We start from the raw sequence: 22,449 nt of genomic DNA on the forward strand, positions 1-22,449 counted from the left end.
CTTGTCCATGGCACATGAGTGTGCCAAGATGGCACCATGGACCTGACCCCGTATGTGAGCAACCTCGGACGCGAGTTCGGCACGCTTGCCGAAGCCGGCGGCGACGAGGCGCGTGCGTTGGCCGAGCGCCTGGCCGGGTCGCTCGAGTCGGCGATCCGGATGACGTTGCTGGAGGTGTTGTCGGCCGCCGCCGACGAGATCACCCGGGACCTGGCTCCGGGTTCGGTGGAACTGCGCCTGCGCGGTCGCGATCCGAACTTCGTCGTGACCTCGCCCCCCGCCGAACAGCCCGAGCTCGCTTCCGAAGACGCCGCGGTGACCGCCCACGGCGGGCCGGAGAGCGACCTGCTGGTCGCCGAGGACGGCCCCGCCGCCCGGATCAACGTGCGCCTGCCCGAGCAGCTCAAGGCCGCGATCGAACAGGCCGCGGCCAAGGAGGGGCGCTCGGTCAACGCCTGGCTCGCCCGGGCGGCCGCCGCCGGCTTGCAGCGCTCCGAGCGTGACCAGCGTCCCGAGCCACGCGGCGGCGGGAAACGGGCCAAGCAGGGCTTCACCGGCTGGGTGCGCTAGCCGCACCGCACCCTCTCCTCACCCCACGTCCCCGACCTGCGGGACGACTCACCCACCCATGATGCGGGGACGACCATGCCCAGTTACGAAACGCCCGAACCAATCTCCGTCACGCTCGAACTCGGCGTCGGCGAGGTGCGGATCACCGCGAGCGACCGCGCCGACACCGTCGTCGAGGTCCGCCCCAGCGACGAGTCCGACGAGTCCGACGTGAGAGCCGCTGCGGAGATCCGCATCGACTACGCCAACGGCACACTCCAGGTCACCGGTCCGAGGCGCGCCTTCGACTTCTCCAAGAAGAGCAGGTCGGTCGATGTGTCCATCGCGCTGCCCAGCGGTTCCCAGCTCTCCGCCCACCTGCTGATGGGGGACTTCCGCTGCGCCGGCCGGCTCGGGGAGTGCCGACTCAAGACCACCGGCAACATCTGGCTCGAACGCACCGGCCCGCTGCGCCTGCACACGGGGGCCGGTCACGTCACCGCCGACGAGATCACGGGCAGCGCCGAGATCTCCACCGGCTCCGGCAAGATCCAGGTCGGCGAGATCAAAGGCGCCGCGGAGGTCAAGAACTCCAACGGCGACACCGCGATCGACGCCGTCACCGGCGACGTGCGGGTGCGCAACGCCAACGGTGCCATCGACATCGGGCACGCCGGTGCCGGCGTCGACGCGAAGACGTCCAACGGCGGCATCCGCCTCGGCGAGGTGCTCCGTGGCTCCGTCGTACTCGGGACAGCCGCGGGCGACCTGGACATCGGCATCGCCAACGGCACCGCCGCCTGGCTGGACGTGAACACCGGCTTCGGTCACGTGCGCAACCTGATGGAGAACACCACCCGCCCCGAGGAGACCGACGAGACCGTCGAGGTGCGCGCCCGCACCTCCTGGGGCGACATCACCGTCCACCGTTCCTGACACTTCCGGCGCCCGAGGTGAAGCGATCCATGACCATCACCCGATCCCGACCACCGATCGCCGCAGGAGGGCCGGGGACGTCGCCCGGCGGCCAGGCCGCGGCGAACGGAACCACGATCCGCGAAGTCGTCGGGGAAGACACCGGAAACGAAGAGAGGGCCGTCTGATGACGACACAGCAAGTCCCGGCGATCCGCGTGCGGGGCCTGGAAAAGTCTTACCAGAAGCTGCACGTGCTGCGGGGCGTGGACTTCGACGTGGCGCGGGGCAGCATCTTCGCCCTGCTCGGCTCCAACGGGGCCGGCAAGACCACGGTCGTGAAGATCCTCGCCACGCTCCTCAAGGCGGACGCGGGGGCGGCCAGCGTCAACGCCTTCGACGTCGCCACCCAGGCGGCGAGGGTACGCGAGTCGATCAGCCTCACCGGGCAGTTCGCGGCCGTCGACGAGATCCTCACCGGGCGGGAGAACCTCGTCCTGGTCGCCCGGTTACGGCACCTCAGGAACCCGGGCACCATCGCGGACGAGCTGCTCGAGCGGTTCTCACTGACCGACGCCGCCACCCGGAAGGCGGCGACATACTCCGGCGGCATGCGCCGGCGCCTCGACATCGCGATGAGCCTCATCGGGAACCCGCCGGTCATCTTCCTCGACGAACCGACCACCGGCCTCGACCCTCAGGCGCGCATCGAGGTGTGGCAGGCCGTCAGGCAGCTCGCCTCGCAGGGCACGACCGTGCTGCTCACGACCCAGTACCTGGACGAGGCCGAGCACCTCGCCGACCGCATCGCGATCCTGCACGAGGGCCGCATCATCGTGAACGGCACTCTCACCGAACTCAAGCAGCTGCTCCCGTCCGCCACGGTCGAGTACGTCGAGAAACAACCGACCCTCGAAGACGTCTTCCTCACGCTCGTCGGCGCCGCCGGCAAGGCCGGCGAGCCCGCACTGACCGCAGCATCGGCACCGACGAGCGAGGAACAACGATGACCACGCACTTCTTCGGCGACACCGCCGTCCTGCTGGGCCGATCCCTACGCCACATCACCCGCAGCGTCGACACCATCATCACCACCGCGATCACACCGGTCGCCATGCTGCTGCTGTTCGTCTACGTGTTCGGCGGCGCGATCGACACGGGGTCCGACTCGTACGTGAACTACCTGCTACCCGGCATCCTGCTCATCACCGTCGCGTCGGGCATCGCCTACACCGCGTTCCGGCTCTTCCAGGACATGAAGAGCGGCATCTTCGAACGATTCCAGTCCATGCCGATCGCACGGTCGTCCGTGCTGTGGGCACACGTGCTGACCTCACTGGTCGCCAACCTGATCTCACTCATGGTCGTCACGCTCGTCGCCCTGCTCATGGGCTTCCGCTCCGGGGCCGGAATCCTCGCCTGGCTCGCCGTCGCCGGCATTCTGACCCTGTTCACCCTCGCCCTGACCTGGCTCGCCGTCATCGCCGGCCTCACCGCGAAGACCGTCGACGGCGCGAGCGCGTTCTCCTACCCGCTCATCTTCCTGCCGTTCCTCAGCTCGGCATTCGTACCCACCGACACCATGCCCGGCCCGGTGCGCGCCTTCGCCGAACACCAGCCGGTGACGTCCATCGTCAACGCCATCCGTGACATGTACTCACAGCAGCCCGTCGGCACCGACATCTGGATCGCCCTCGCCTGGTGCGTCGGCATCCTCGTCGTCGCGTACGCCTTCGCCATCGTCACCTACCGCCGCAGGATCGCCTAGTTGGAGCGACGCCGAACGGTAGTGGTACCAGGGCGGCCTCGATGACCTGCGTGGACACCGGAGTCGCCCCGGCGGCCGCGCACCACGAGCCACGCGCGCGTCTGGACCCACAGTCAGCGCAGGTCGGCGGCGACGAAGGACCAGACCTCGAGGTCCACCCGCCCGCCGCCGACGAAGCCGGCGTTGCGGAGCAGGCCCTCGTAGCTGAACCCGGCCTTCTCGGCGACCCGGCGGGAGGCCAGGTTGCCGGGGGCGACCCGCAGCTCGACGCGCTGGAAGCCGTGTTCGAGGATCAGCGCGATGGCGAGCGCGTCGACCGCCTCGGCCGCCAGGCCGAAGCCCCGCGCGTGCGCCGCCATGGCGTAGGAGACCTCCGTGCACCGCGCGCCCCAGTCGGTGCGCCGGGTCCACAGGCAGCCCACCACCCGGTCGTCCTCCCGGCGTACCACCGCGTAGTGGTCGCCGTCGCCGCTGTCGCGCCGCTGCCGCGCCAGGTCGGTGCACCAGGCCAGCCCGTCGATCTGACCGGAGGTGTCGGCCAGCGGCAGCCACCGCTGGGTCTGCCGGTCGGCGAAGACCTCGTCGGCCGCCGCCGCGTCGGCCCCGGTCAGCGCGCGTACCTCGGTGCGGGGCGTGGAGACGGTCAGCGCCGGGAAGCGGCGGACCGCCACCTGGCCGATCACGCGGGCACCCCGTCCGGCCGGGCGTCCGCGGGGTCGGCCGCCGCCGCCACCGCCGCGTCCACGAGCCGGGCCGCCAGCTGCGGGTACGCGGCCCAGTGCAGGGTGAGTTGCGAGGCGTGCACGCCCCGCCAGACGAAGCCCTCGGGCGCCCCGCCGTCCCAGCTCCACGCCGGCCGCGCCCCGGCGCGCGGGGTGAGCACGCCGCGGTGCTCCTTGTGCCCGGCCACGACCGTGCCCGCCGGCCCCACGAGGCTGTCGGTCAGGGCGGTCGCCTGTCGGTAGCCCGCCACCAGGCCGTCGCGGCGCGTCCCCACCGCGTCGAGCACGCCGCACATGGGCAGCCCGTCCAGTTCCCGGGCCAGCCAGAGCAGGCCGGCCCCCTCGGCGACGACGGGTCGCCCGGTGCGGGCCAGCTCGGCGACCGCTATGCAGAGCCGGCGGTTGGCGGAGAGCTGCTCGGCGTACGACTCGGGCAGCCCGCCGCCGACGACCAGCGCGCCGGTGCCGGCGGGCAGCGCCTCGTCGTGCAGCGGGTCGACCGTCACCACCTCGGCGCCGGCCGCCTGGAGCAGCTCGACGGTCTCGGGGTGGCTGTAGCTGCCGCCCGGCGTCCCGGCGACCGCGACGACCGGACGCGACCCGGCGGCCTCCCGCCCGGCCGGCGGCGTCCAGGGCGGCGCGGGCAGCGGCGGGGCGGAGCGGGCCAGGCCCAGCAGCCGGTCCAGCTCGACGGTGGCGGCGACCGCCTCGCCGAGCCGGCGGACCGCGCGGGTGGCCTCGTCGGTGCGGGCGAGCGCGGGCACCGCCCCGTACCGGCGGGCGGGCAGCACGGACGGCAGGTCCTGGCGGCGCAGCGCGCCGTAGACGGGCACGCCGATGTCGTCCAGCGCCTCGCGCAGCAGCTCCTCGTGCCGGGAGGACGCCACCCGGTTCAGGATCACCCCGCCGAGCCAGAGCTGCTCGTCGTACGACCGGAAGCCGTGCACCAGGGCGGCCACCGACTGCCCCGTCGCGGCGACGTCGACCACCAGCACGACCGGGCTGCGCAGCGCGGTGGCCACGGCGGCCGTCGACTCGCTCTCCGGGCGGCCGGCGAGACTGTCGTACAGGCCCATGCTGCCCTGCACCACGGCGAGCCCGGCACCGGCCGCGCCGTGGCCGACGAGGGGGGCGATCCGGTCGGCGCCGACCAGCCGGGGATCCAGGGTCCGACCGGGGCGGCCGGCGGCGAGCCCGAGGTACGCGGCGTCGACGCGGTCCGGGCCGACCTTGAACCCGGCGACGTCGACGCCCCGGTCGGCGAACGCGGCGAGCAGCCCGATCGCCAGCGCGCTCTTGCCGTGGCCGGAGGACGGCGCGCTGAGCACCAGGCGCGGCACGACGGTCATCATCGACTCCCTGCGGGGCGGCGGGGGGACCTGCGGCGGGCCGACCGCGCGGTCCGCCCGCGTGACGATAGCCGAAGCGGCCGCCGGGTGGTCGCCGCCGAACGGGCCCCGCCGGCGGTGTCGGGCACGCCGGGCGGAGGCGCCGGCACCCCCCGCCCGGCCCGGAAGGGGGCTGTCGAAGCGAGTGCCTCCGGTCACAGGGGTAGCCTCGTGGGCGTGTACCGGTTCCTGCTGACGCCGCGCTGGCTGGGCATTCTCGCGCTGACCCTGGTCGCCGCGGCGGTGATGGTGCTGCTCGGCAACTGGCAGCTGGACCGCTACCACGGCCGTACGGAGGTCAACGAGCGGATCGACGCCGGCCTGCGGATGGCCCCGGTGCCGCTGCGTGACGTGCTGCCCGCCCCGACCGGCGGCAGCGGCACGGCCGGCCCCGCCCCCGTCGCGGAGAAGGCCTGGACCAAGGTCACCGTGACCGGCCGCTACGACCCGGCGAACGTGGTCCTGGTCCGGGGCCGCTCGGTGGACCGCACGGTCGGCTTCGAGGTGGTCACCCCGCTCGTGCTGGCCGACGGCACGGCCGTGCTGGTCGACCGGGGCTGGATCCCGCCGGCCCGCGGCGGCGACGCGACCGTCCAGCCGGACGTGCCGGCCCTCCCGCCCGGCGAGGTCACCGTGACGGGACGGGTGCACCTGAGCGAGAGCGGCTCGGTCGCCGTCAACCGGCGGGACGGCAAGCTGGAGACCCGGCGGATCGGCGTGCCCCGGCTGGCCCGGGAGCTGCCCTACCCGGTGCACGGCGCGTACCTGCTGCTCGACGAGCAGACCCCGGCGGCCGACCCCGCCTTCAAGGACGTGCCGGTCGGATACACCAACAACTGGCAGAACTTCGGCTACGTCGTGCAGTGGTGGATCTTCGCCGTGATGACCCTGTTCGGCTACGGCTGGGTGGCCCGCCGGGAGGCCCGTCGGCTGGCGGGCGTGGAACCGCGGCGGCCCGTCGACCGGGCCGCCGAGCCCGCGCCGCAGGGCGCCGCCTGACCCGCCCCGCCGGCCCGCCCCGCCGGCCCGCTCAGCCGGTGACGCGGCCGGCGTGGATGGCGCGTACGGCGTCGATGGTGTCGGCCTCCGCCGCCGTCTTGTCGTCGCGGTAGCGCACCACGCGGGCGAAGCGCAGCGCCATCCCGCCCGGGTAGCGGGAGCTGGTCTGCACCCCGTCGAAGGCGATCTCGACCACCTGCTCGGGGCGGACCCGCACCACCCAGTCGCCGCGCTCGACGGCGAGGGCGAGGAAGCGCTCGGTCTGCCAGCGCAGCAGCTCGTCCGTGAGGCCCTTGAACGTCTTGCCGAGCATGACGAAGTCGCCCGTGCGCGGGTCGCGGGCGCCGAGGTGCAGGTTGGACAGCCAGCCCTGACGCCGGCCGCTGCCCCACTCCACCGCCAGCACCACCAGGTCGAGGGTGTGCCGGGGCTTCACCTTCACCCAGGCGGCACCCCGCCGGCCGGCGTCGTAGGGGGCGTCGGGCGCCTTCACGACGACCCCTTCCTGGCCGGCGTCGATGGCGGCGGCGAACGCCTCGCCGGCCCGCTCCGGGCCGTCGACCTCCATCCGGCCGACCAGCAGCGAGGCGTCGACCGCGGCGTCGAGCGTCGCCCAACGCTCGCGGCCGGGCCGGTCGACCAGGTCGTCGCCGTCGAGGTGCAGCAGGTCGAAGAAGTACGGCGTCAGCACCGTCCCGCCGGTGGACGCGGCGGCGGCGCGCACGGCCGGAGCCACCGGGGCGCCTCCGGCGCCGCTCGGCGTGGTGCGCCGCGCCGCCCGGCTCGACGTCTGCTGGAAGGGCAGCGGCCGGCCCGTCTCGTCGAGCCCGATCGCCTCCCCGTCGAGCACCAGCTCGCGGGCGGGCAGCGCCCGCACGGCGGCGACCACCTCCGGCACCCGGGCGGTGATGTCGTCCAGGCTGCGGGTGAACACGGCGATGTCGTCGCCGGAGCGGTGCACCTGGATCCGGATGCCGTCGAGCTTGACGTCGACCACGGCGGGGGTGCCCGTGGCCGCGAGCGCCTCGTCCACCGAGGGCGCGCTCTGGGCCAGCATCGGCGCGAGCGGGCGGCCGACCTGGAGCCCGAAGGCGCCCAGGGCCGCCGCGCCCCCGTCGAGCGCGGCGACCGCGACCGCGCGCAGGTCACCGGCGAGCAGCAGCGCCCGGCGTACGGCGGCGAGCGGCACGTCGGCGGCCCGGGCGATCGCGTCGGCGAGCAGACCCGCCTGCGCGCCCTGGCGCAGCTCGCCGCTGAACAGGCCGGTCAGCAGCCGCTGCTCCTCGGCGGTGGCGGCGGCGTAGAGCGCGCCCAGCAGCGCCCGGCGGCGGGCCTGGGAACCCGGCCCGCGCACGGCCGCGATCTCGTCGACGGCCGCGTCGACGGCGGCCACGGTCAGGGTCGGCTCGGCGGCCGGCGGCGGCAGGTCACGCAGGCTCGCGAAGCCCACCCCGGTCTGCCGCTGACGCAGCTCGCCGGCCAGCCAGCCGGCGCCCGCCGCGACCTCGGGCGGGTCGAGCGCCCGCAACGCGGCGGCGAGCAGCTCCACCTTGGTCCGCCGGGCCCGGGTGGCGCCGACGGCGGCGGAGGTGGCTGCCAGGTCGAGGAACCGCACGGGCTCCATCCTGCCAGCCACCTCCGACACGACCCGGGCATTGCCGTGCCCGGGCGCCGGGAAACCTCCGCCCGCCAGGGGTGGGCGGGTCAGGCCGAGACGGGTTCCTCGATGCGCAGGCCGCGGGCGCGGATCTCCTCGGCGACCCGGGAGAGCACCGTGTCGAGAGCGACCAGCGCGGCGGACAGGTCGCCGAGCTGTTCCTTGAGCGTGTCCTCGGACCACGCGGAGACGTCGACGTCCCCCAGGGCGCTGACGGCGGCCTCGAGCCGGCCCATCACCTCATTCGTACGCATGTTCGAGAGGCTATAACAACCCGACCGCCGACACACCGCAAACGCCCACATCGACCCGGAAGTTACGGTTCCGACACCTAACGCCCGGCGACGCCCGCCTCGGCGACGTTCTTGAGCAGCAGCGCCTCGGCCAGGCAGACCCGGGCGAACTCCCCGAGGTGCAGGCTCTCGTTCGGGCCGTGCGCCCGGGCCTGCGGGTCCTCCACGCCGGTCACCAGGATCGCCGCGCGCGGGAACATCTCCTGGAAGGTGGCGATGAACGGGATCGAACCACCGATGCCGAGGTCCACCGGGTCGGTGCCGTCCCAGGCGGTCCGGAACGCCGAGCGGGCCGCGTCGAACATCGGGCCGGACGCGTCGATGACGCACGGGTCGCCGTCGTGTTCGAAGGTGACGCTCACCCGCGCACCCCACGGGGCGTGCTTCTCCAGGTGGGCGCGCAGGGCCGCGTACGCCCGCTTCGGGTCGTCGCCCGGTGCCAGCCGTACGCTCAGCTTGGCCCTGGCGGCCGGCACCAGGGCGTTCGGTGCCTCGGCGGTGGTCGGGGCGTCGATGCCGAGCACCGCGAGGGCCGGCTTGGTCCAGAGCCGGTCGGTGATCCGCCCGGTGCCGATGAGGCCCACGCCCTCGGCCAGCCCCGCCTCGGCCCGGAACCGGTCCTCCGGGTAGTCGACGCTCGCGCCCTCCCGGCCGACCAGCCCGTCGACGGCCACGTCGCCGGCGTCGGTGTGCAGGGTCGCCAGCAACCGCGCCAGGGCGGTCAGCGCGTCCGGCACCGCCCCGCCGAACATGCCGCTGTGCACGGCGTGGTCGAGGGTGCGCACCTCAACGAAGCAGTTGACGATGCCGCGCAGGCTGGTGGTCAGCGCCGGTACGCCGATGTCCCAGTTCGCGGAGTCGGCGATCACGATGACGTCCGAGGCGATCTCGTCGCGGTGCGCGGCGAGCAGCCTCTCCAACGAGTCGGAGCCGTACTCCTCCTCGCCCTCGATGAAGAGCACCACGCCGACCGGCAACGCGTCCCCGTACGCGCGCAGCGCCGCCACGTGCGCCATGATGCCGGCCTTGTCGTCGGCGGCGCCCCGGCCGTAGAGCCGGCCGTCCCGCTCCACCGGCTCGAACGGGTCCGACTCCCACAGCGTCAGGTCGCCGACCGGCTGCACGTCGTGGTGGGCGTAGAGCAGCACCGTCGGCGCCCCCGGCGGGGCCGCCTTCTTGCCGATGACCGCGGGCTGGCCACCGGAGCGCACGATCTCGACGTCGAGACCGCAGCCGCGCAGCAGCTCGGCCACCGCCTCGGCGGAACGCTCCACGTGCGAGTGGTCGAAGCCCTCGAACGCGATGCCGGGGATGCGGACGAGGCGTTCCAGGTCGGCGCGGACGCCGGGCAGCTCCCGCTCGACGGCAGCCCGGACCTCGGACTCGGACATGATCGGTGTGGTCATGACCGGCATCGTATGCCGGCCTTACCGACCACATCGCCCGAGCCCGCCGCGACGGGCCTCAGCGGCGGCGCACGTAGTAGCGGTCGGCGTCGTGCGGCAGGACCGGGGCGCCGTCGACCACCAGGTCCGCGCGCGCCTCGGTGCCGTCGGCGGCGAAGTGCGACCGCTCCCCGAGGTGCCAGCGGCGCAGGTCCGGCAGGATTTCCGGGCCGTCGCGCTCCAGCGCCCGGGCCAGCCGCAACGGCGCCGGGGCGGTGACGAAGACGGCCAGGGTGAGGTCCACGGTGGCGGCGGCCCGCGCCGCGCTCACCCCCTCGACGAGGAGCACCGGCGCGACCGGCACCGGCACCGGGCGCGGCAGGAAGGCCCGACGGACCCAGCTGTACCGGCGGTACGCTCCCGCCCGGCCGGCGCGCAGCGGCCCGAGCACCCACTCCTCCAGCCGGGGCCAGAAGGTGAGCTGGTCGTCCCAGCCGTCGAGCAGGTCGTCGGTGTGCACCACCGGCGGCCGGCTGCCGCCGGGCAGGGCGGCGAGGGCGTCCGCGAGCCGCGCCGCGAACGCGCTCTTGCCCGCGCCGCTCGGCCCGTCCACCGCCACCAGCCGGGTCCGCCCCAACCGCGCCGGCCCGGCGAGCACCCGCCGGGCCAGCCGGTCGTACGCCTCGACCACCGCCACCGCCACGAGGCCGACGGTAACCAGGCCGGATCCCCGGCCACCGCGCGGGCCCGCAGGCGGCGTCCGGATCCGGTTGCACCTCGTGGCGCTGGCGGAAGCCCGGCCGCCATGCGAGCCTGCGGTGGCGGGAAGCCCGGCGTCGGCGGCCACGCGGACGCTCCGATCGGGGGTCGCCCGAACGAGCGTTCGTCGGGTACGGCGGGGCGTTCGTCGGGCGGAGCGTGGAACGGGGCGGGATGATCTGCTGGTGTCCCACACCGTGATGAGTCCGGGCGTCGACGCCCTCCTGGAACAGGCCCGCGCCGGGGTACGCCGGCTGACCCCGCACCAGACCGTCGAGGCGGTCCGTACCGGGGCGTTGCTGATCGACACCCGCACCGACGCGCAGCGGCAGGAGCAGGGCGACCTGCCCGGCGCCATCGTCATCGACCGGACGGTGCTGGAGTGGCGCCTCGACCCGGCCAGCGCGTGGCGGATCCCGGAGGCCACGGCGTACGACCAGCGCATCGTGGTGGTGTGCCGGCAGGGCTACAGCTCCAGCCTCGCGGTCGCGAGCCTGCGGGCGCTCGGGCTGCACCGCGCGACCGACATGATCGGCGGCGTGCAGGCGTGGCGCGAGGCGGGGCTACCCATGTCCGACCGCCCCGCCGACATCCGCCGCTGACCGGACCCGGGCCGCCAACCGACTGCCCCACCCGCTGACCCCGCACCCGCGCCCCTGCCGCATGCCTCATGCCGCATGCCGCATGCCGCATGCCGCATGCCGCATGCCGCATGCCGCATGCCGATGATCAAGAGGTTTGCGTCCTGGTTCGCGGCTCCACAGGGCGCAAACCTCTTGATCACTCTCGCCAAGGGGCCGAGGGGTGGGCGGCCGCGCGGTGGGCGGCCGCGCGGTGGGTCGGGATCAGGGGAGCTGTGGGGCTCCGGGTGGGATGAAGGGGAGGCCGGCGGGCGGGCCGGACTCGACGAGGCGCCAGAGGGCGTCGGTGTCGAGGTGCTCCTCGACCAGGTCACCGAGCAGGTCCAGGGAGCGCTCGCGGACGGCGGCGAAGGCGGTGTCCGGGGCCACCGTGAAGCCGGTCCGGCCGGCGAGCCGGGCCACCTCGGTCAGGAACCGGCGACGGAACCCGTCGGACTCGAAGGCGCCATGCCAGTGGGTACCGTGCACGGCGCCCACAACGGCTCCCTCGCCGCTGCCGTCCGCGCAGGTCAGCAGCGGGGTCAGCGCCGGGTCGGCGTGTGAGACGTACCCGTGGTGGATCTCGTAGCCGTGGACCGGGACGTCGCCGCGGGCGGTGCCGACCGACTGCCGGACGGTCTTGCGTGGATCGAAGGTGACCTCGATCGGCAGCAGGCCCAGCCCCGGCACGCTGCCCTGCCGGCTCTCCACCGGATCGTGGATCGCCCGGGCCAGCATCTGGAAGCCGCCGCAGATGCCGAGCAGCGGCTTTCCCGCCGCCGCGTGCGCCAGGACGGCGTCGGCCAGGCCGGTCTGCCGCAGCCAGGCCAGGTCGGCCACGGTCGACTTCGAGCCGGGCAGCACGACCAGGTCGGCGGCGGCCAGTTCGGCCGGCTCGACGGTCAGCCGGACCCGTACGCCCGGCTCGGTGGCGAGCGCCTCGACGTCGGTGGCGTTGCTGATCCGGGGCAGCCGGACCACGGCCACGTCCAGCCAGTCGGTGCCGCGCGGGGCCGCCGGTCGGCCGAGCACCCGGCCGTACGCGAGCGAGTCCTCCGCGTCGAGCCAGAGGTCGAGCGCCCAGGGCAGCACCCCGTACGTCGGTCGGCCGGTGACCTGGCGCAGCATGTCCAGCCCCGGCCGGAGGAGCCCGAGGTCGCCCCGGAATTTGTTGATCACGAAGCCGGCGATCAGCGCCTGGTCGGCCGGGTCCAGCATGGCGAGGGTGCCGAACATCGAGGCGAAGACCCCGCCCCGGTCGATGTCGCCGACCACGATCGTGGGCAGTCCCGCGTGCCGGGCCAGGCCCATGTTCACGTAGTCGCCGGCCCGCAGGTTGATCTCCGCCGGGCTGCCGGCGCCCTCACAGATCACGACGTCGTACGTGGCCCGCAGCTCGGCGAGCGCCGCGTACGCGGTCTCGGCGAGCCGGGGACGCAGCTCGCGGAAGTTGCCCGCGGTGACCGTGTCGACGGCCTCGCCGAGCAGCACCACCTGGCTGGCCAGGTCGCTGCCCGGCTTGAGCAGCACCGGGTTGAACCGCAGGTCGGGGGCGAGACCGCAGGCGGCGGCCTGCATCGCCTGCGCCCGCCCGATCTCGCCGCCCCGGCCGTCCGGGCCGACGACGACGGCGGAGTTGTTGGACATGTTCTGCGCCTTGAACGGCGCCACCTTCACGCCCCGGCGGTGCAGCCAGCGGCAGATTCCGGCGGTGAGCACGCTCTTGCCGGCGTCGGAGGTGGTGCCGGCGACCAGCAGGCCGCCGCTCACCGCCCGCTCTCCCGCCCCGCCGCGGCCACGACGCGCCGCCCGACGCCGACCCGATCGACGACGCGCCGGCCGAGGACGCCGCGACCGACGCCGCTCCGATCGACGCCGGCCCGCCCGAGGACGGATCGTCCGAGGACGAGTTGGCCGAGGACGGATCGGCCTGCGACGCTCCGGTGCGCGGCCCGGCGCCCGACGGCGCCCACCAGCCGGCCGAGGGTCAGCGGGTACGCGGCGGCCAGCCCGAGCGCGGCCAGCCCGACCGCGCCCGAGATCCGGGCGGCCCGCTTGAGGTGTCGCGCCTCGGGGCGGGGGCCGTCACCGAGGAACGGGCGCACCTCGGAGCGCCCGAAGTAGACGTTGCGTCCGCCCAGCCGTACGCCGAGGGCGCCGGCCATCGCCGCCTCGCACTGCCCGGCGTTCGGGCTGGGGTGGTCGTTGCGGTCCCGGCGCCACACGCGCCACGCCCGTTCCCGGTCGCCGTGCGCGGTCGGCGCGACCGCGACGGTGAGCAGGCCGGTCAGCCGCGCTGGCACCAGGTTGAGCAGGTCGTCGAGGCGGGCGGCGGGGGTGCCGAACCGGGCGTACCGCGGCGAGCGGTGACCCACCATGGCGTCGAGGGTGTTCGCCGCGCGGTAGCCGAGCAGGCCGGGCAGCCCCGCCACGGCGCCCCACAGCAGCGGCGCGACGACCGCGTCCGAGGTGTTCTCGGCGAGCGACTCCACGGTGGCGCGGGCCAGCTCGGGCTCGTCGAGCCCGGACGGGTCCCGGCCGCAGAGGTGGCCGAGCCGCTGCCGGGCGGCAGGGAGGTCGCCGGCGCGCAGCGCCCGCCCCATCACGGTGGCCTCGTGCCGCAGCGTGCGCCCGCCCAGCACCGTCCAGGTGCCGGCGGCGACCAGGGCGGCCCGGGCCACCGGCCGGCGCCGGGTGGCGACCGTGGCGGCCACGCCGAGCAGCACCGGCGCGCCGACCGCCAGCGCGGTGAACGCCGCTCCGGCAAGCCGGTCCGGACGGTACGTCCGCCGCTCCAGTGCCCCGGCGGCACGGCCGAAGCCGGCCACGGGGTGGTACCGGCGGGGGTCTCCGAGGAGCGCGTCGAGGGCGTACCCCGCGACCAGTCCCGCCGCGGTCGCCACCGGCGTCGCCTGTCGCACCCGCCACCACCTCCGGCCGGCCAGCCTAGCCGAGCGCCCTGCCGACCCCGGCCGAACACCCGACCACCCGCGCCCCGGCGGCCGTCGTCCCCGATCGCCCGGACCGCGCCGGCCACTCCGCCTCCCCCAATGACCCACGGTCCGGTCGACCACTTGACCGGTCGGGCGGTCGAGCGCGGGGCAGGGGAAGTGCGGGCAGTGCGGGCCCGAGCCGCGACACCCATGATCGTTTGGCGCCGCCCCGGAAGGAACGACGGCGGACGCCCGGCTGCCGTGCAAACGATCACGCATGACCCAGCCGCGGTCGGGCAGCCCCCCGCAACGGTCCACCACGAGCCCGCCGATGCACCGCCCACCGCGCAGCGGGCGGCCCCGACGGGCCGGCTCCGCGCACCGCCCACCGCGCACCGCGCACCGCTCACCCGCGCACCGCTCACCCGCTCACCGCCCACCGCCCACCGCCCACCGCCCACCGCGCATTAGAACGACTCACCCGAGCGCCCCGGGGGACACGCGGGGTGACGACGGCACCGCCGGCGCCACCCCGCCCCCGTCGTGTCACCCGGGCGCGGGCGGTCAGGCGGGCTGCGGCACCCGCCCCCGGCCCCGGCGGCCACGGCCGGCCGGGGAGACGCCCGCCTCGGCCTCCTCGGACGAGGGGACCGACTCCCCCACGGCCACGTCGCCCCGACCACCCCGGGCACCCGGGGCGTCCTCCGGTGCGTCAGTCACCGGCGTCGGGCCGTCGGCCTCCGGCTCCGGCCCGTCGGGCTGCCCGCCGTGGGGATCGTCCGTCGGGTCGTCGAAGGGGTCGAGGGAGTCGTCGCCGGTGGCGTCGGCCGGCAGGTCGTGACCGGCGAACACGCCGAAGTCGGGCTCGAAGTCGTCGTCGAGCGGTCGGCGGTCCGGCAGGACGGGGGCGTCCTCGTCCGGCACCGGCTCGGTCGTCTCCCCGCGCACCCGGTGCTCGGCCTCGGCGTCCTCGACGGTGCTGGTCGTCATCGTCGGCCGGTTGCGCTGGAACCGGCTGCGGCCCCGGGACAGGTCGTGGCCGACGGCGACCGCCTCCAGCTCGTAGAGCGAGCGGTGGTTGCCGGCGTCGTCCGTCCAGTCGCGGGTGTAGAGCCGGCCGCAGACCACCACCGGGTCGCCGACCATCACCGAGGCGGCCACCCCCTCGGCGAGCTTGCGCCAGCAGTTGACCCGGACGCGCAGGCTGTTGCCGTCGACCCAGCGCCCGCTGTCTCGGTCGAGCCGGCGGGCGGTCGAGGCGACCTTGAAGTTGGCCACCAGGGTGTTGCTCTGGGTGGTGCGACGCCACTCCGGCGCGGTCAGCACGTTGCCCACGATCGTGACGTAGGTGTCGAACATCGTCCCTCCAGGGGGAGATCGGGCTTGCCATCGCGAGTCGACTCGGTGCCGAGCCTGGGCCCTCGGCGCGGGCGTCGCCAGCGCCGCGCGCCGAGCCTGTGGACAACCGGACCGCCTGTGGACAAGAACCTGATCAAGGTCCCGGTGTGGTAGGGCCGGGCGACCCTGGGGAGCCCGCACGATCGGCTCGACGATCGGGAGGCGGGGCCGCGCTTCGGGTGCCGCCACGGGCGGGCCACACGTCACGTTCCGGACGGAGCCCGGCGGGGTATGGATTCGATCAACCGCACCGCCGACAGCACCACGAACGAGAGGTCAGCGATCATGAAGATGACCAGCACCGCAGCCGCCATCGTCTCCGGCGAGGTGCGGCGATGAGCGCCGTCGCCAACCCGGCCACCGTGGCGGAGTGCCTGCGGGTCGGCGCGGGGTTCTCCCAGGGCGACCGGAACTGGATCGCGGAACAGTTCGCCACGCTCGACTCCCGGCTGGCCGGCTTCCACGCCGACGCCACCGAGCTGGAGGTGTCGGTCAAGGACCGGGAGGCCAGGGGCCAGAAGGTCACCCTGGAGTGCTGGATCGCCGGTCGGCAGAAGATCGTCACCACCTCCGCCGAGGAGGACCTGCACGCCGCGCTCAACGACGTCCGGGACGACCTGCGGCGGCGGCTCAACGACGCGAAGACCAAGCAGGAGCCGCGGCACAACAAGCACCTGCGTGACGTGCCCCCGCCGGCCGCCGAGGCCGAGGTCGAGCCCGACACGGACCCGGCCCGCGCCGAGGCCGAGACCGTCTGACGCGTACGCCCGAGGCCCCGTCCGCCGGTGCGGGCGGGCGGGGCCGGGCAGCACCCAGGGCTACCGCCCGGTAGCTTCCCGGCGTACCGTCGCGGTCGTGGAACCGGACGTGCTGGGCCCGCCGTACGAGCGGCAGACCATCGACCTGGGCACCGACGACGAGGGACCGGTGGTCGCCACCCTGGTCCGTCGCCGGGCCGACCGCCCGACGGGGCGGGCCGTGCTCTACGTGCACGGCTTCACCGACTACTTCTTCCAGGGCCACCTCGGCGACTTCTTCGCCGAGCGGGGCTGGGACTTCTACGCCCTCGACCTGCGCAAGTACGGACGCAGCCTGCGGCCCCACCAGACGCCGAACTTCTGCCGCGACCTCAGCGACTACTTCCCCGAGCTGGACGCCGCCGCGAGGATCATCCGCGAGGACGACGGGCACGACACGCTGCTCGCGATGGGCCACTCGACCGGCGGGCTGATCATGCCGCTCTGGGCGCACGCCCGCCGCGACGCCGGGATCATCGACGGGCTCTTCCTGAACAGCCCCTTCTTCGACATCAACGCCCCGTGGCTGGTGCGCCGGCCGCTCGCCGCCGCCGTCGGCCGGCTGGGCCGCCGGGCGCCGCGCCGGGTGCTGCCGTTCGGGCTGGGCACGGTCTACAGCGAGAGTATCCACGCCGAACACCACGGCGAGTGGAACTACGACCTGACCTGGAAGCCGCTCGCCGGATTCCCCGTCCGGGCCGGCTGGCTGAACGCCGTCCGCACCGCCCAGCGGCAGCTACGCGCCGGCCTGGACATCCAGGTGCCGGTGCTGCTGGCCTGCTCGACCCGCTCGTTCAAGGGCACGAAGTGGCACGAGTCGGCCGCCCTCGCCGACGCCGTCCTGGACGTCGAGCACATGGTCCGCTGGGCGCCCCGCCTCGGCCGGCACGTCACCGTGGCGCGCTTCGACGGCGGCATGCACGACCTCACGCTCTCCGGCACCGCCGTACGGGAGAAGGTCTTCCAGGAGGTCGGGCGCTGGGCCGACGCGTTCTTCGACGCCGGGCCGACGGTCCGCGCCGGGGAGCGCCCACCGGCGAGCCGGCAGCCGGCGGACGAGGCCGACCCGGCGGGTGCCCCCACGCAGGGCGGCTGAACGCCGCCCGCTGACAGCCCCGCGCGCCACCGATCGCCGACCGCGCCGTCCGCCGCCGGCCGCCCATTCACCGCCGACCGCGCCGGGCCGCCCTCGACTCACGGCGCGTCGACGGCCTCGCGGATGCGGTCGAAGGTCGCCAGCGGGTGGCCGCCGTCGCGGGCCGGCAGCACCAGGCCCAGGCACCGCAGCCCCGGCTCGCCGTCGCCGCCGGCCTGCACGCCGAACACCGGCGCGCCCACGTAGCCGGCCGGCAGCTCCGCCGTGAGCCGGACGGCGTCGCCCACCCGCGCCACCCGCTCGATCGCCACCTCCAGCGGCCGGGCGTCGCCCGCGCCGACGCCGTGGGCGAGCACGACGGCGGAACCCGGCTCCGCGCCGATCCGGGCGATCGCGTCCCGATCGGCCGCGATCGCATCCGGCACCTGTTGGGTACGCCACCGCCAGCCCTCCCCCGCGGCGTGCTCGTGCAGGCCGACGGTGGGCATGACGGCGACGCCGAGATCCTCGTGGTGCCGCCACCGGTCGGCCAGGTCGGGCAGGGCCACGGCGTCGGCGGCCACCCCGGCCGGCTCGGTCACGCTCGCCCGCAGCCCGATCTCACCCGCCCCGGCTCGCGTGAGCGCGTCAGCGGTCAGCAGGTACTCGGACCCCTGTCCGGTGAAGAGGAACGCGGTGCCCTCGCCCCGGTCGCCGTCCCCCGTCCCGGCGTCGGTCCGGCGGACGGGCAGGATCGCGCGGCCGAGGAGCTGGCACAACTCGTACGCGACGTCGTTCTCGATCTCCGGGTCAAGCAGCACCAGCCGAGGGTACGACCCGCCGCGTACCGGCCGCGCGGACACCGGAACCCGGGTGACCGGCGCCGGAGGCGCGTGCGACCCTGGTTCGCGACGTGGCACGCGACCACCCGTTCCACCGGTCACCCGGTGGGCGGCGGTACCCTTCTCGCGCGACACGCACGCGCGCGCCCGTAGCTCAGCGGATAGAGCAGGGGACTTCTAATCCCAAGGCCGCAGGTTCGAATCCTGCCGGGCGCACAGATACTTCTCTCGGCCGGGACGCGAATTCCGTCAAGCCGGCTGGACGTGGATGGCTGGCGCGCACTTTCCGAACCGCGTGCAGCTGAGGCCGCCACCTGGCAATACCCCTAGTGGGGGATTCCTCTCCGCTCGACGTGACGTATCCCCTTACCCCTCGTTGCCAACGTTGTCAACGATCAACGCACGGGGGATTACATGAGCAGAACCTCTACCACGTACGGACCGGCCCGCCTCTGCGCGCGGCTGGCCGCCTTCGCGTTGCTGGCCGGCGCCCTGCTGCTGGGCGGCTCGCCGGCCCTGGCAGCGGAGACCATCAACATCAATCCAGGCAACGTGCCGACGACGGCGGCCCAGTCCACTCAGAACTGCAATCCCAACCTGGGCGGCGGGCCCTACGCGAACGAGGACGTCTGGGTGTTCAACCTGCCGGGCAACCCGCAGACCAGCGGCACGTTCCAGTCGGTCACGGCGACGTTCAGCACGCCCGGCGGCGCCGTCACCCGGACGATCCCGACCGATCCCAACAGCGCCATCGTCAACGACATGGGCACCAGCAAGGCCTGGATCAGGCTCCCGGCTGGTTGGACGCTGACCGGCGCCTCGGCGGTCATCTCCGGAACCGGCGACTTCTTCGTGCTCAGCCACACCTGCGCCGCTTCGAACCCCGAGGTGAACCCGAAGCTGACCCTGACCAAGACCGGCACGCCGACCAGCGGTCTCCAGGCCGGTGACAAGGTCACCTACACGTACACGGTGACGAACCAGAGCACCGGCACGGCCAACCCGATCACCAACATCACCGTCAGCGACAACACGGTCAGCGGCATCACCTGCCAGGCCACCTCGCTCGCGCCGGGGGCGAGCACCACCTGCACCGGCACGTACACCGTCACCAAGGCCGACGTGGCCAACGGCAAGATCGTCAACACCGCCCAGGCGACCGGGTTCCTCGGCCAGCAGTTGGTGCCGTCCAACAACGCCACCTTCACCGTCACCACCCAGGAGGCGCAGGCCAGCCTGTCGATCGACAAGAAGGCCCGGGTCGAGTCGGAGTGCCGCGACAAGTGCGAGAAGGACGGCTTCGCGGCCAAGGGCGACAAGATCTTCTACACCTACCGGGTGGCCAACACCGGCACCGTCACCATCACCAACGTCGCGGTCAACGACCCGACCGCCGGCCCGGTGGTCTGCAACAACACCACCCTGGCACCGGGTACGAGCACCGACTGCCACGCCGTCAACCCGCACGTGGTGACCGCGGCCGACGTCAAGAAGGGCAAGGTGGTCAACACCGCCCGGGCGACCGGCAGGTACGACGGCGCGACCGTGACATCCGACCCGGCCACCGTCACCGTCTGCATCCGGCACGGCAAGTTCGACCCCCGCAAGCACGACAAGGACAAGGACGACTGGGACGGCAAGCACGGCAAGGACGGCAAGCCCCACCTGCCGGTCACCGGCGTCGACTCCGCCCAGGCACTCTCGCTGGGTGGCGGCCTGCTGGCCGCGGGCGCTCTCCTGGTCGGAGCCAGCCGACTGCGCCGCAGGGCGACTCAGGCCTGACCCGTACAACGGATTCCAGGCATCGCATCCGGCCCGGAGTGCCACCGTCAGCACGAGCGCGCGGGTAGGTGGGCGAGCGCCTCTGTCTCGCCGCCGCAACCCGCGCGGCCGCCACCGGTGGGTCCACCACCGACGGCGATCCGGGTGACCAGAGATGTCACCTGCCGGCCGGCACGGTCACTGAACTCACAGTGCCCGTGCCGGCCGTGCCCGGTCGCCCGGGCCTGCCGGGCGCCCGGCTGCCGTGGCGCACTCCGGGTCGTCGATCGTGCGCCGGGCACCGCAGCCCGTGGCCACGGCGCGACGGGGACGGTCAGCGGAGCCGGACGTCGAGGGCCGGGAAGTCGTACCAGGTCAGTGCGAAGGACGACCCGCTCTCCGGGGCCACCGGGAACAGGCCCCAGCTGTCCACCCGCTCGCCCGGCGCGATGCTGAAGGACTCGTCGGGCCGCGTCGTGGTGCACCAGGTGGACTCGGGACGCACGGTCCGGCCGTTTGGCAGGACGACCCGCGAGGAGGTGCGGTCCACCTCGGCCGTCGGGCAGCTCACCGGCCACGCGACGGGCGAGCCGTTGCGGTACGTGAGGTTCAGCCGCAGCTTGCCGCCGGTGACCTCCGCGCTGACCAGCGTGACGGTCAGGCCCGCCTGGCGGTAGACCGACTGGTCGAGCGGGTACGTCCGGGCTGCGGGCTGCGACGGCGACGGCGACGGCGACGAGCCGGTGGCCGGAGAGCCCGCCGAAGGGCCGCCAGTGGTGGCAGCGGCAGTGGTGGCGGCGACCGGCCCGGACGTGGTGGGGTCGACCGGCCCGGACGCGGTGCGGTCGGCCAGGTACCAGCCGCCGAGGGTGCCGACGACGGCGAGGCACGCCGTCGCCACGACGACGGCGAGCAGGCCCACGTACCTCTTCTGCACGATCGGCTCCCGGCTCGGTGCGGCGGCGATGGCGTGAAGGTAGCACCAGGGTCCAAAGTCGGCGGTACGTCGGAGGCACGGCGTAGCGTCGGGGCATGGACGTCGACTGGAACGGTGAGCTGCTCGAACAGCTCGACTGGCACTGGCGCCTACAGGCCCGCCCGCGCCTCGACGGGTTGACCGACGCCGAATACCACTGGGAGCCCGTCCCGGGCGCCTGGGGCGTGCGGCCGCGCGGGCGCAGCACCGCCCCGACGGCGGTCGGGCAGGGCGACCACCTGATCGACTTCGCGATGCCGCAGCCCGAGCCCGCGCCCGTCACCACGATCGCCTGGCGGCTCGGGCACCTCGTCGTGGGGGTGTTCGGCGCCCGCGTCGCCGCCCACTTCGGCGGTCCCCCCGTGGACTACGGCTCCTTCGCGTACGCCGGCACCGCCGACGCGGCGCTGGCGCAGCTCGACGAGGCGTACGACCGCTGGGTCGCCGGGGTGCGCGGCCTGGGCCTCGACGGCCTGGCCCGGCCGTGCGGCCCGGCGGAGGGGCCCTACGCGGACCGGTCGCTGGCGACGCTCGTGCTGCACATCAACCGGGAGGCCATCCACCACCTCGCCGAGGTGGCGCTGCTGCGCGACCTGCACCTGCGGCTCGGCTGACCTCGGCGGCGCGCCCCGCGGGCATCCGGTCCGACCCCGGGTGCCATATGCTGCGCCGGTTGTCACGGGGCATGGGAGGACCACATGCGACGCTGGCTGGGCGTCACGGCTTCGGCCGCGCTGGTCGCGGCGGCGGTGAGCGGGTGCGGCACGCCGGCCGGCACCGACGGGGACCTGACCGATGACTGGCGGCCCGTGGCCGAGGCCCGCCAGTTCGCGCCGCAGGCCGGCGAGTGTCACGTGGTCGCCGAGCCGACCGCCTACCTCACCAGTCACCAGCCGGTCGACTGCGCGAAGGCGCACCTGGTCGAGACGTTCCACATCGGCACGTTCAACGGCGACCTGGCCGCCCGCCCGATCCCGCCCCGCGTCGGGTCGGCGGCGATGCGGTCCGCGTTCGCCGAGTGCGACACCAAGGCCAAGGAGTTCGTCCGCGGCGAGTGGCGCGACGCCCGGCTGTCGGTGCAGGTGGCGCCCACGTCGCCGGCCGGCTGGACGGGCGGCAGCCGGTGGTACCGGTGCGACCTGTTCGAGCTCGACGCGGTGAGCGGCGCCAACGGCGACAACGACCGGCCGGTCAACCGGGCGGGCAGCCTCCGTGGCGTGCTGAAGGCGGCCACCCCGCTGCGGTACGGCTGCGCCGAGGAGGACGAGTGGTCGAACCTGCTCGCGGTGCCGTGCACGAAGGTCCACCGCTTCGAGTACGTGGGCGTCTGGACCGCGCCCGACGTGTCCTACGACGACGCGACGAAGGACGAGGACGCCGTCCACGCGAAGTGCCGGCCGGTCATCGCCCGCTACGCGAAGGTGCCGGTCGACGGCATGCTCCGTTACCGCACGGGCAGCACGTACCGGTTCCCGTCCGAGGAGGCGTGGGCGCGCGGCGACCGGGGGGTGCGCTGCTGGTACTGGTCCAGCGGCAAGAAGCTGACCCGCTCGATCGCGGGCGGCGGCACGAAGGTCCTGCCGATCAACTGACCGGGCGTCCGCGGGGGCGGT

General features: G+C 74.4%; 21 protein-coding genes, 1 tRNA gene and 1 pseudogene. 12 read left to right on the forward strand and 11 right to left on the reverse strand.

Annotated elements, in window-relative coordinates:
- Positions 1 to 36 precede the first annotated feature (36 nt).
- The 4 genes from ACLQ22_RS23325 (at position 37) to ACLQ22_RS23340 (ending at position 3,231) form a co-directional block, all read left to right on the forward strand.
- Positions 37 to 570 carry a ribbon-helix-helix domain-containing protein gene (locus tag ACLQ22_RS23325; RefSeq protein ID WP_425694189.1) on the forward strand — a complete coding sequence of 178 codons (534 nt, stop codon included), beginning with the start codon at positions 37 to 39 and terminating at the stop codon, positions 568 to 570.
- A 75-nt stretch (positions 571 to 645) separates the two neighbouring features.
- Positions 646 to 1,485 (forward strand): DUF4097 family beta strand repeat-containing protein, encoded by an 840-nt coding sequence (locus tag ACLQ22_RS23330; RefSeq protein ID WP_425694190.1) that lies wholly within the window; start codon positions 646 to 648, stop codon positions 1,483 to 1,485.
- 166 nt (positions 1,486 to 1,651) lie between these two features.
- On the forward strand, positions 1,652 to 2,473 hold the full coding sequence (locus ACLQ22_RS23335) for an ABC transporter ATP-binding protein (RefSeq protein WP_425694191.1): 822 nt from the start codon (positions 1,652 to 1,654) through the stop codon (positions 2,471 to 2,473).
- A complete protein-coding gene (locus tag ACLQ22_RS23340) occupies positions 2,470 to 3,231 on the forward strand; it encodes an ABC transporter permease (RefSeq protein ID WP_425694192.1) in 762 nt (253 codons plus the stop codon). Before ACLQ22_RS23335 ends, ACLQ22_RS23340 begins: the two co-directional genes overlap by 4 nt.
- 113 nt (positions 3,232 to 3,344) lie before the next feature.
- Here ACLQ22_RS23340 and ACLQ22_RS23345 read toward each other — a convergent pair whose 3' ends face one another.
- Positions 3,345 to 3,914 (reverse strand): GNAT family N-acetyltransferase, encoded by a 570-nt coding sequence (locus ACLQ22_RS23345; RefSeq protein WP_425694193.1) that lies wholly within the window; start codon positions 3,912 to 3,914, stop codon positions 3,345 to 3,347.
- A complete protein-coding gene (locus tag ACLQ22_RS23350; RefSeq protein WP_425694194.1) occupies positions 3,911 to 5,302 on the reverse strand; it encodes a cobyrinate a,c-diamide synthase in 1,392 nt (463 codons plus the stop codon). The genes ACLQ22_RS23345 and ACLQ22_RS23350 overlap by 4 nt, the downstream gene beginning before the upstream one ends.
- 210 nt (positions 5,303 to 5,512) lie before the next feature.
- Here ACLQ22_RS23350 and ACLQ22_RS23355 point away from each other — a divergent pair, with 210 nt between their 5' ends.
- Entirely contained in the window at positions 5,513 to 6,340 is an 828-nt protein-coding gene (locus ACLQ22_RS23355) for an SURF1 family protein (protein WP_425694195.1), read from the forward strand.
- Between the two features lie 31 nt (positions 6,341 to 6,371).
- Here ACLQ22_RS23355 and ACLQ22_RS23360 read toward each other — a convergent pair whose 3' ends face one another.
- The 4 genes and pseudogenes from ACLQ22_RS23360 to ACLQ22_RS23375 form a co-directional block, all read right to left on the reverse strand.
- Positions 6,372 to 7,955 (reverse strand): ATP-dependent DNA ligase, encoded by a 1,584-nt coding sequence (locus tag ACLQ22_RS23360; RefSeq protein ID WP_425694279.1) that lies wholly within the window; start codon positions 7,953 to 7,955, stop codon positions 6,372 to 6,374.
- An 89-nt stretch (positions 7,956 to 8,044) separates the two neighbouring features.
- On the reverse strand, positions 8,045 to 8,251 hold the full coding sequence (locus ACLQ22_RS23365; protein WP_121399432.1) for a hypothetical protein: 207 nt from the start codon (positions 8,249 to 8,251) through the stop codon (positions 8,045 to 8,047).
- 77 nt (positions 8,252 to 8,328) lie between these two features.
- Complete coding sequence (locus ACLQ22_RS23370; protein WP_425694280.1) at positions 8,329 to 9,681, reverse strand: dipeptidase; 1,353 nt, start codon at positions 9,679 to 9,681, stop codon at positions 8,329 to 8,331.
- A pseudogene (locus ACLQ22_RS23375) lies at positions 9,671 to 10,378 on the reverse strand (uridine kinase family protein); the annotation flags it as partial. The pseudogene ACLQ22_RS23375 and the gene ACLQ22_RS23370, both read right to left, overlap by 11 nt.
- Positions 10,379 to 10,634: 256 nt before the next feature.
- Between ACLQ22_RS23375 and ACLQ22_RS23380 the strand changes: the two are divergent.
- The gene (locus tag ACLQ22_RS23380; RefSeq protein WP_121400090.1) at positions 10,635 to 11,036 is read left to right on the forward strand and encodes a rhodanese-like domain-containing protein; all 402 of its coding nucleotides are present in this window, start codon (positions 10,635 to 10,637) and stop codon (positions 11,034 to 11,036) included.
- Between the two features lie 243 nt (positions 11,037 to 11,279).
- Here the strand turns inward: ACLQ22_RS23380 and ACLQ22_RS23385 are convergent, their stop codons facing one another.
- The 3 genes from ACLQ22_RS23385 to ssb all read right to left on the reverse strand — a co-directional run bounded on the left by ACLQ22_RS23385 (position 11,280) and on the right by ssb (position 15,346).
- Positions 11,280 to 12,824 (reverse strand): cobyric acid synthase, encoded by a 1,545-nt coding sequence (locus ACLQ22_RS23385; RefSeq protein WP_425694196.1) that lies wholly within the window; start codon positions 12,822 to 12,824, stop codon positions 11,280 to 11,282.
- Positions 12,821 to 13,975, reverse strand: a complete 1,155-nt coding sequence (locus ACLQ22_RS23390; protein ID WP_425694197.1) for a cobalamin biosynthesis protein — start codon at positions 13,973 to 13,975, stop codon at positions 12,821 to 12,823. Before ACLQ22_RS23390 ends, ACLQ22_RS23385 begins: the two co-directional genes overlap by 4 nt.
- 576 nt (positions 13,976 to 14,551) lie before the next feature.
- Complete coding sequence (ssb, locus tag ACLQ22_RS23395) at positions 14,552 to 15,346, reverse strand: single-stranded DNA-binding protein (RefSeq protein ID WP_425694198.1); 795 nt, start codon at positions 15,344 to 15,346, stop codon at positions 14,552 to 14,554.
- A 374-nt stretch (positions 15,347 to 15,720) separates the two neighbouring features.
- Between ssb and ACLQ22_RS23400 the strand changes: the two genes are divergently transcribed.
- Together ACLQ22_RS23400 and ACLQ22_RS23405 are read left to right on the forward strand one after the other, a co-directional pair.
- Positions 15,721 to 16,143, forward strand: coding sequence for an HPF/RaiA family ribosome-associated protein (locus ACLQ22_RS23400; protein ID WP_425694199.1), 423 nt, complete (start codon positions 15,721 to 15,723; stop codon positions 16,141 to 16,143).
- Positions 16,144 to 16,240: 97 nt separating this feature from the next.
- Complete coding sequence (locus ACLQ22_RS23405; protein ID WP_425694200.1) at positions 16,241 to 17,278, forward strand: alpha/beta hydrolase; 1,038 nt, start codon at positions 16,241 to 16,243, stop codon at positions 17,276 to 17,278.
- 98 nt (positions 17,279 to 17,376) lie between these two features.
- Here the strand turns inward: ACLQ22_RS23405 and ACLQ22_RS23410 are convergent, their stop codons facing one another.
- The gene (locus tag ACLQ22_RS23410; RefSeq protein WP_425694201.1) at positions 17,377 to 18,078 is read right to left on the reverse strand and encodes a hypothetical protein; all 702 of its coding nucleotides are present in this window, start codon (positions 18,076 to 18,078) and stop codon (positions 17,377 to 17,379) included.
- A 164-nt stretch (positions 18,079 to 18,242) separates the two neighbouring features.
- Here ACLQ22_RS23410 and ACLQ22_RS23415 point away from each other — a divergent pair.
- A tRNA-Arg gene (locus tag ACLQ22_RS23415) sits at positions 18,243 to 18,315 on the forward strand.
- Positions 18,316 to 18,513: 198 nt separating this feature from the next.
- Positions 18,514 to 19,881 (forward strand): DUF7507 domain-containing protein, encoded by a 1,368-nt coding sequence (locus ACLQ22_RS23420; RefSeq protein WP_425694202.1) that lies wholly within the window; start codon positions 18,514 to 18,516, stop codon positions 19,879 to 19,881.
- Between the two features lie 313 nt (positions 19,882 to 20,194).
- Here the strand turns inward: ACLQ22_RS23420 and ACLQ22_RS23425 are convergent, their stop codons facing one another.
- The gene (locus tag ACLQ22_RS23425; RefSeq protein ID WP_425694203.1) at positions 20,195 to 20,797 is read right to left on the reverse strand and encodes a hypothetical protein; all 603 of its coding nucleotides are present in this window, start codon (positions 20,795 to 20,797) and stop codon (positions 20,195 to 20,197) included.
- Positions 20,798 to 20,892: 95 nt separating this feature from the next.
- Between ACLQ22_RS23425 and ACLQ22_RS23430 the strand changes: the two genes are divergently transcribed.
- On the forward strand, positions 20,893 to 21,450 hold the full coding sequence (locus ACLQ22_RS23430; RefSeq protein ID WP_425694204.1) for a DinB family protein: 558 nt from the start codon (positions 20,893 to 20,895) through the stop codon (positions 21,448 to 21,450).
- Positions 21,451 to 21,534: 84 nt separating this feature from the next.
- Complete coding sequence (locus tag ACLQ22_RS23435) at positions 21,535 to 22,428, forward strand: septum formation family protein (RefSeq protein ID WP_425694205.1); 894 nt, start codon at positions 21,535 to 21,537, stop codon at positions 22,426 to 22,428.
- Positions 22,429 to 22,449 lie beyond the last annotated feature (21 nt).

This window comes from Micromonospora sp. DT178, assembly GCF_049841695.1.
GTDB lineage: Bacteria > Actinomycetota > Actinomycetes > Mycobacteriales > Micromonosporaceae > Micromonospora.

Coding starts and splice junctions, on each gene's coding strand:
- ACLQ22_RS23325 (WP_425694189.1), top strand. CDS start 37: ATGGACCTGACCCCGTATGTGAGCAACCTCGGACGCGAGTTCGGCACG.
- ACLQ22_RS23330 (WP_425694190.1), top strand. CDS start 646: ATGCCCAGTTACGAAACGCCCGAACCAATCTCCGTCACGCTCGAACTC.
- ACLQ22_RS23335 (WP_425694191.1), top strand. CDS start 1,652: ATGACGACACAGCAAGTCCCGGCGATCCGCGTGCGGGGCCTGGAAAAG.
- ACLQ22_RS23340 (WP_425694192.1), top strand. CDS start 2,470: ATGACCACGCACTTCTTCGGCGACACCGCCGTCCTGCTGGGCCGATCC.
- ACLQ22_RS23350 (WP_425694194.1), bottom strand. CDS start 5,302: ATGACCGTCGTGCCGCGCCTGGTGCTCAGCGCGCCGTCCTCCGGCCAC.
- ACLQ22_RS23365 (WP_121399432.1), bottom strand. CDS start 8,251: ATGCGTACGAATGAGGTGATGGGCCGGCTCGAGGCCGCCGTCAGCGCC.
- ACLQ22_RS23370 (WP_425694280.1), bottom strand. CDS start 9,681: ATGTCCGAGTCCGAGGTCCGGGCTGCCGTCGAGCGGGAGCTGCCCGGC.
- ACLQ22_RS23380 (WP_121400090.1), top strand. CDS start 10,635: ATGAGTCCGGGCGTCGACGCCCTCCTGGAACAGGCCCGCGCCGGGGTA.
- ssb (WP_425694198.1), bottom strand. CDS start 15,346: ATGTTCGACACCTACGTCACGATCGTGGGCAACGTGCTGACCGCGCCG.
- ACLQ22_RS23400 (WP_425694199.1), top strand. CDS start 15,721: ATGAGCGCCGTCGCCAACCCGGCCACCGTGGCGGAGTGCCTGCGGGTC.
- ACLQ22_RS23420 (WP_425694202.1), top strand. CDS start 18,514: ATGAGCAGAACCTCTACCACGTACGGACCGGCCCGCCTCTGCGCGCGG.
- ACLQ22_RS23430 (WP_425694204.1), top strand. CDS start 20,893: ATGGACGTCGACTGGAACGGTGAGCTGCTCGAACAGCTCGACTGGCAC.
- ACLQ22_RS23435 (WP_425694205.1), top strand. CDS start 21,535: ATGCGACGCTGGCTGGGCGTCACGGCTTCGGCCGCGCTGGTCGCGGCG.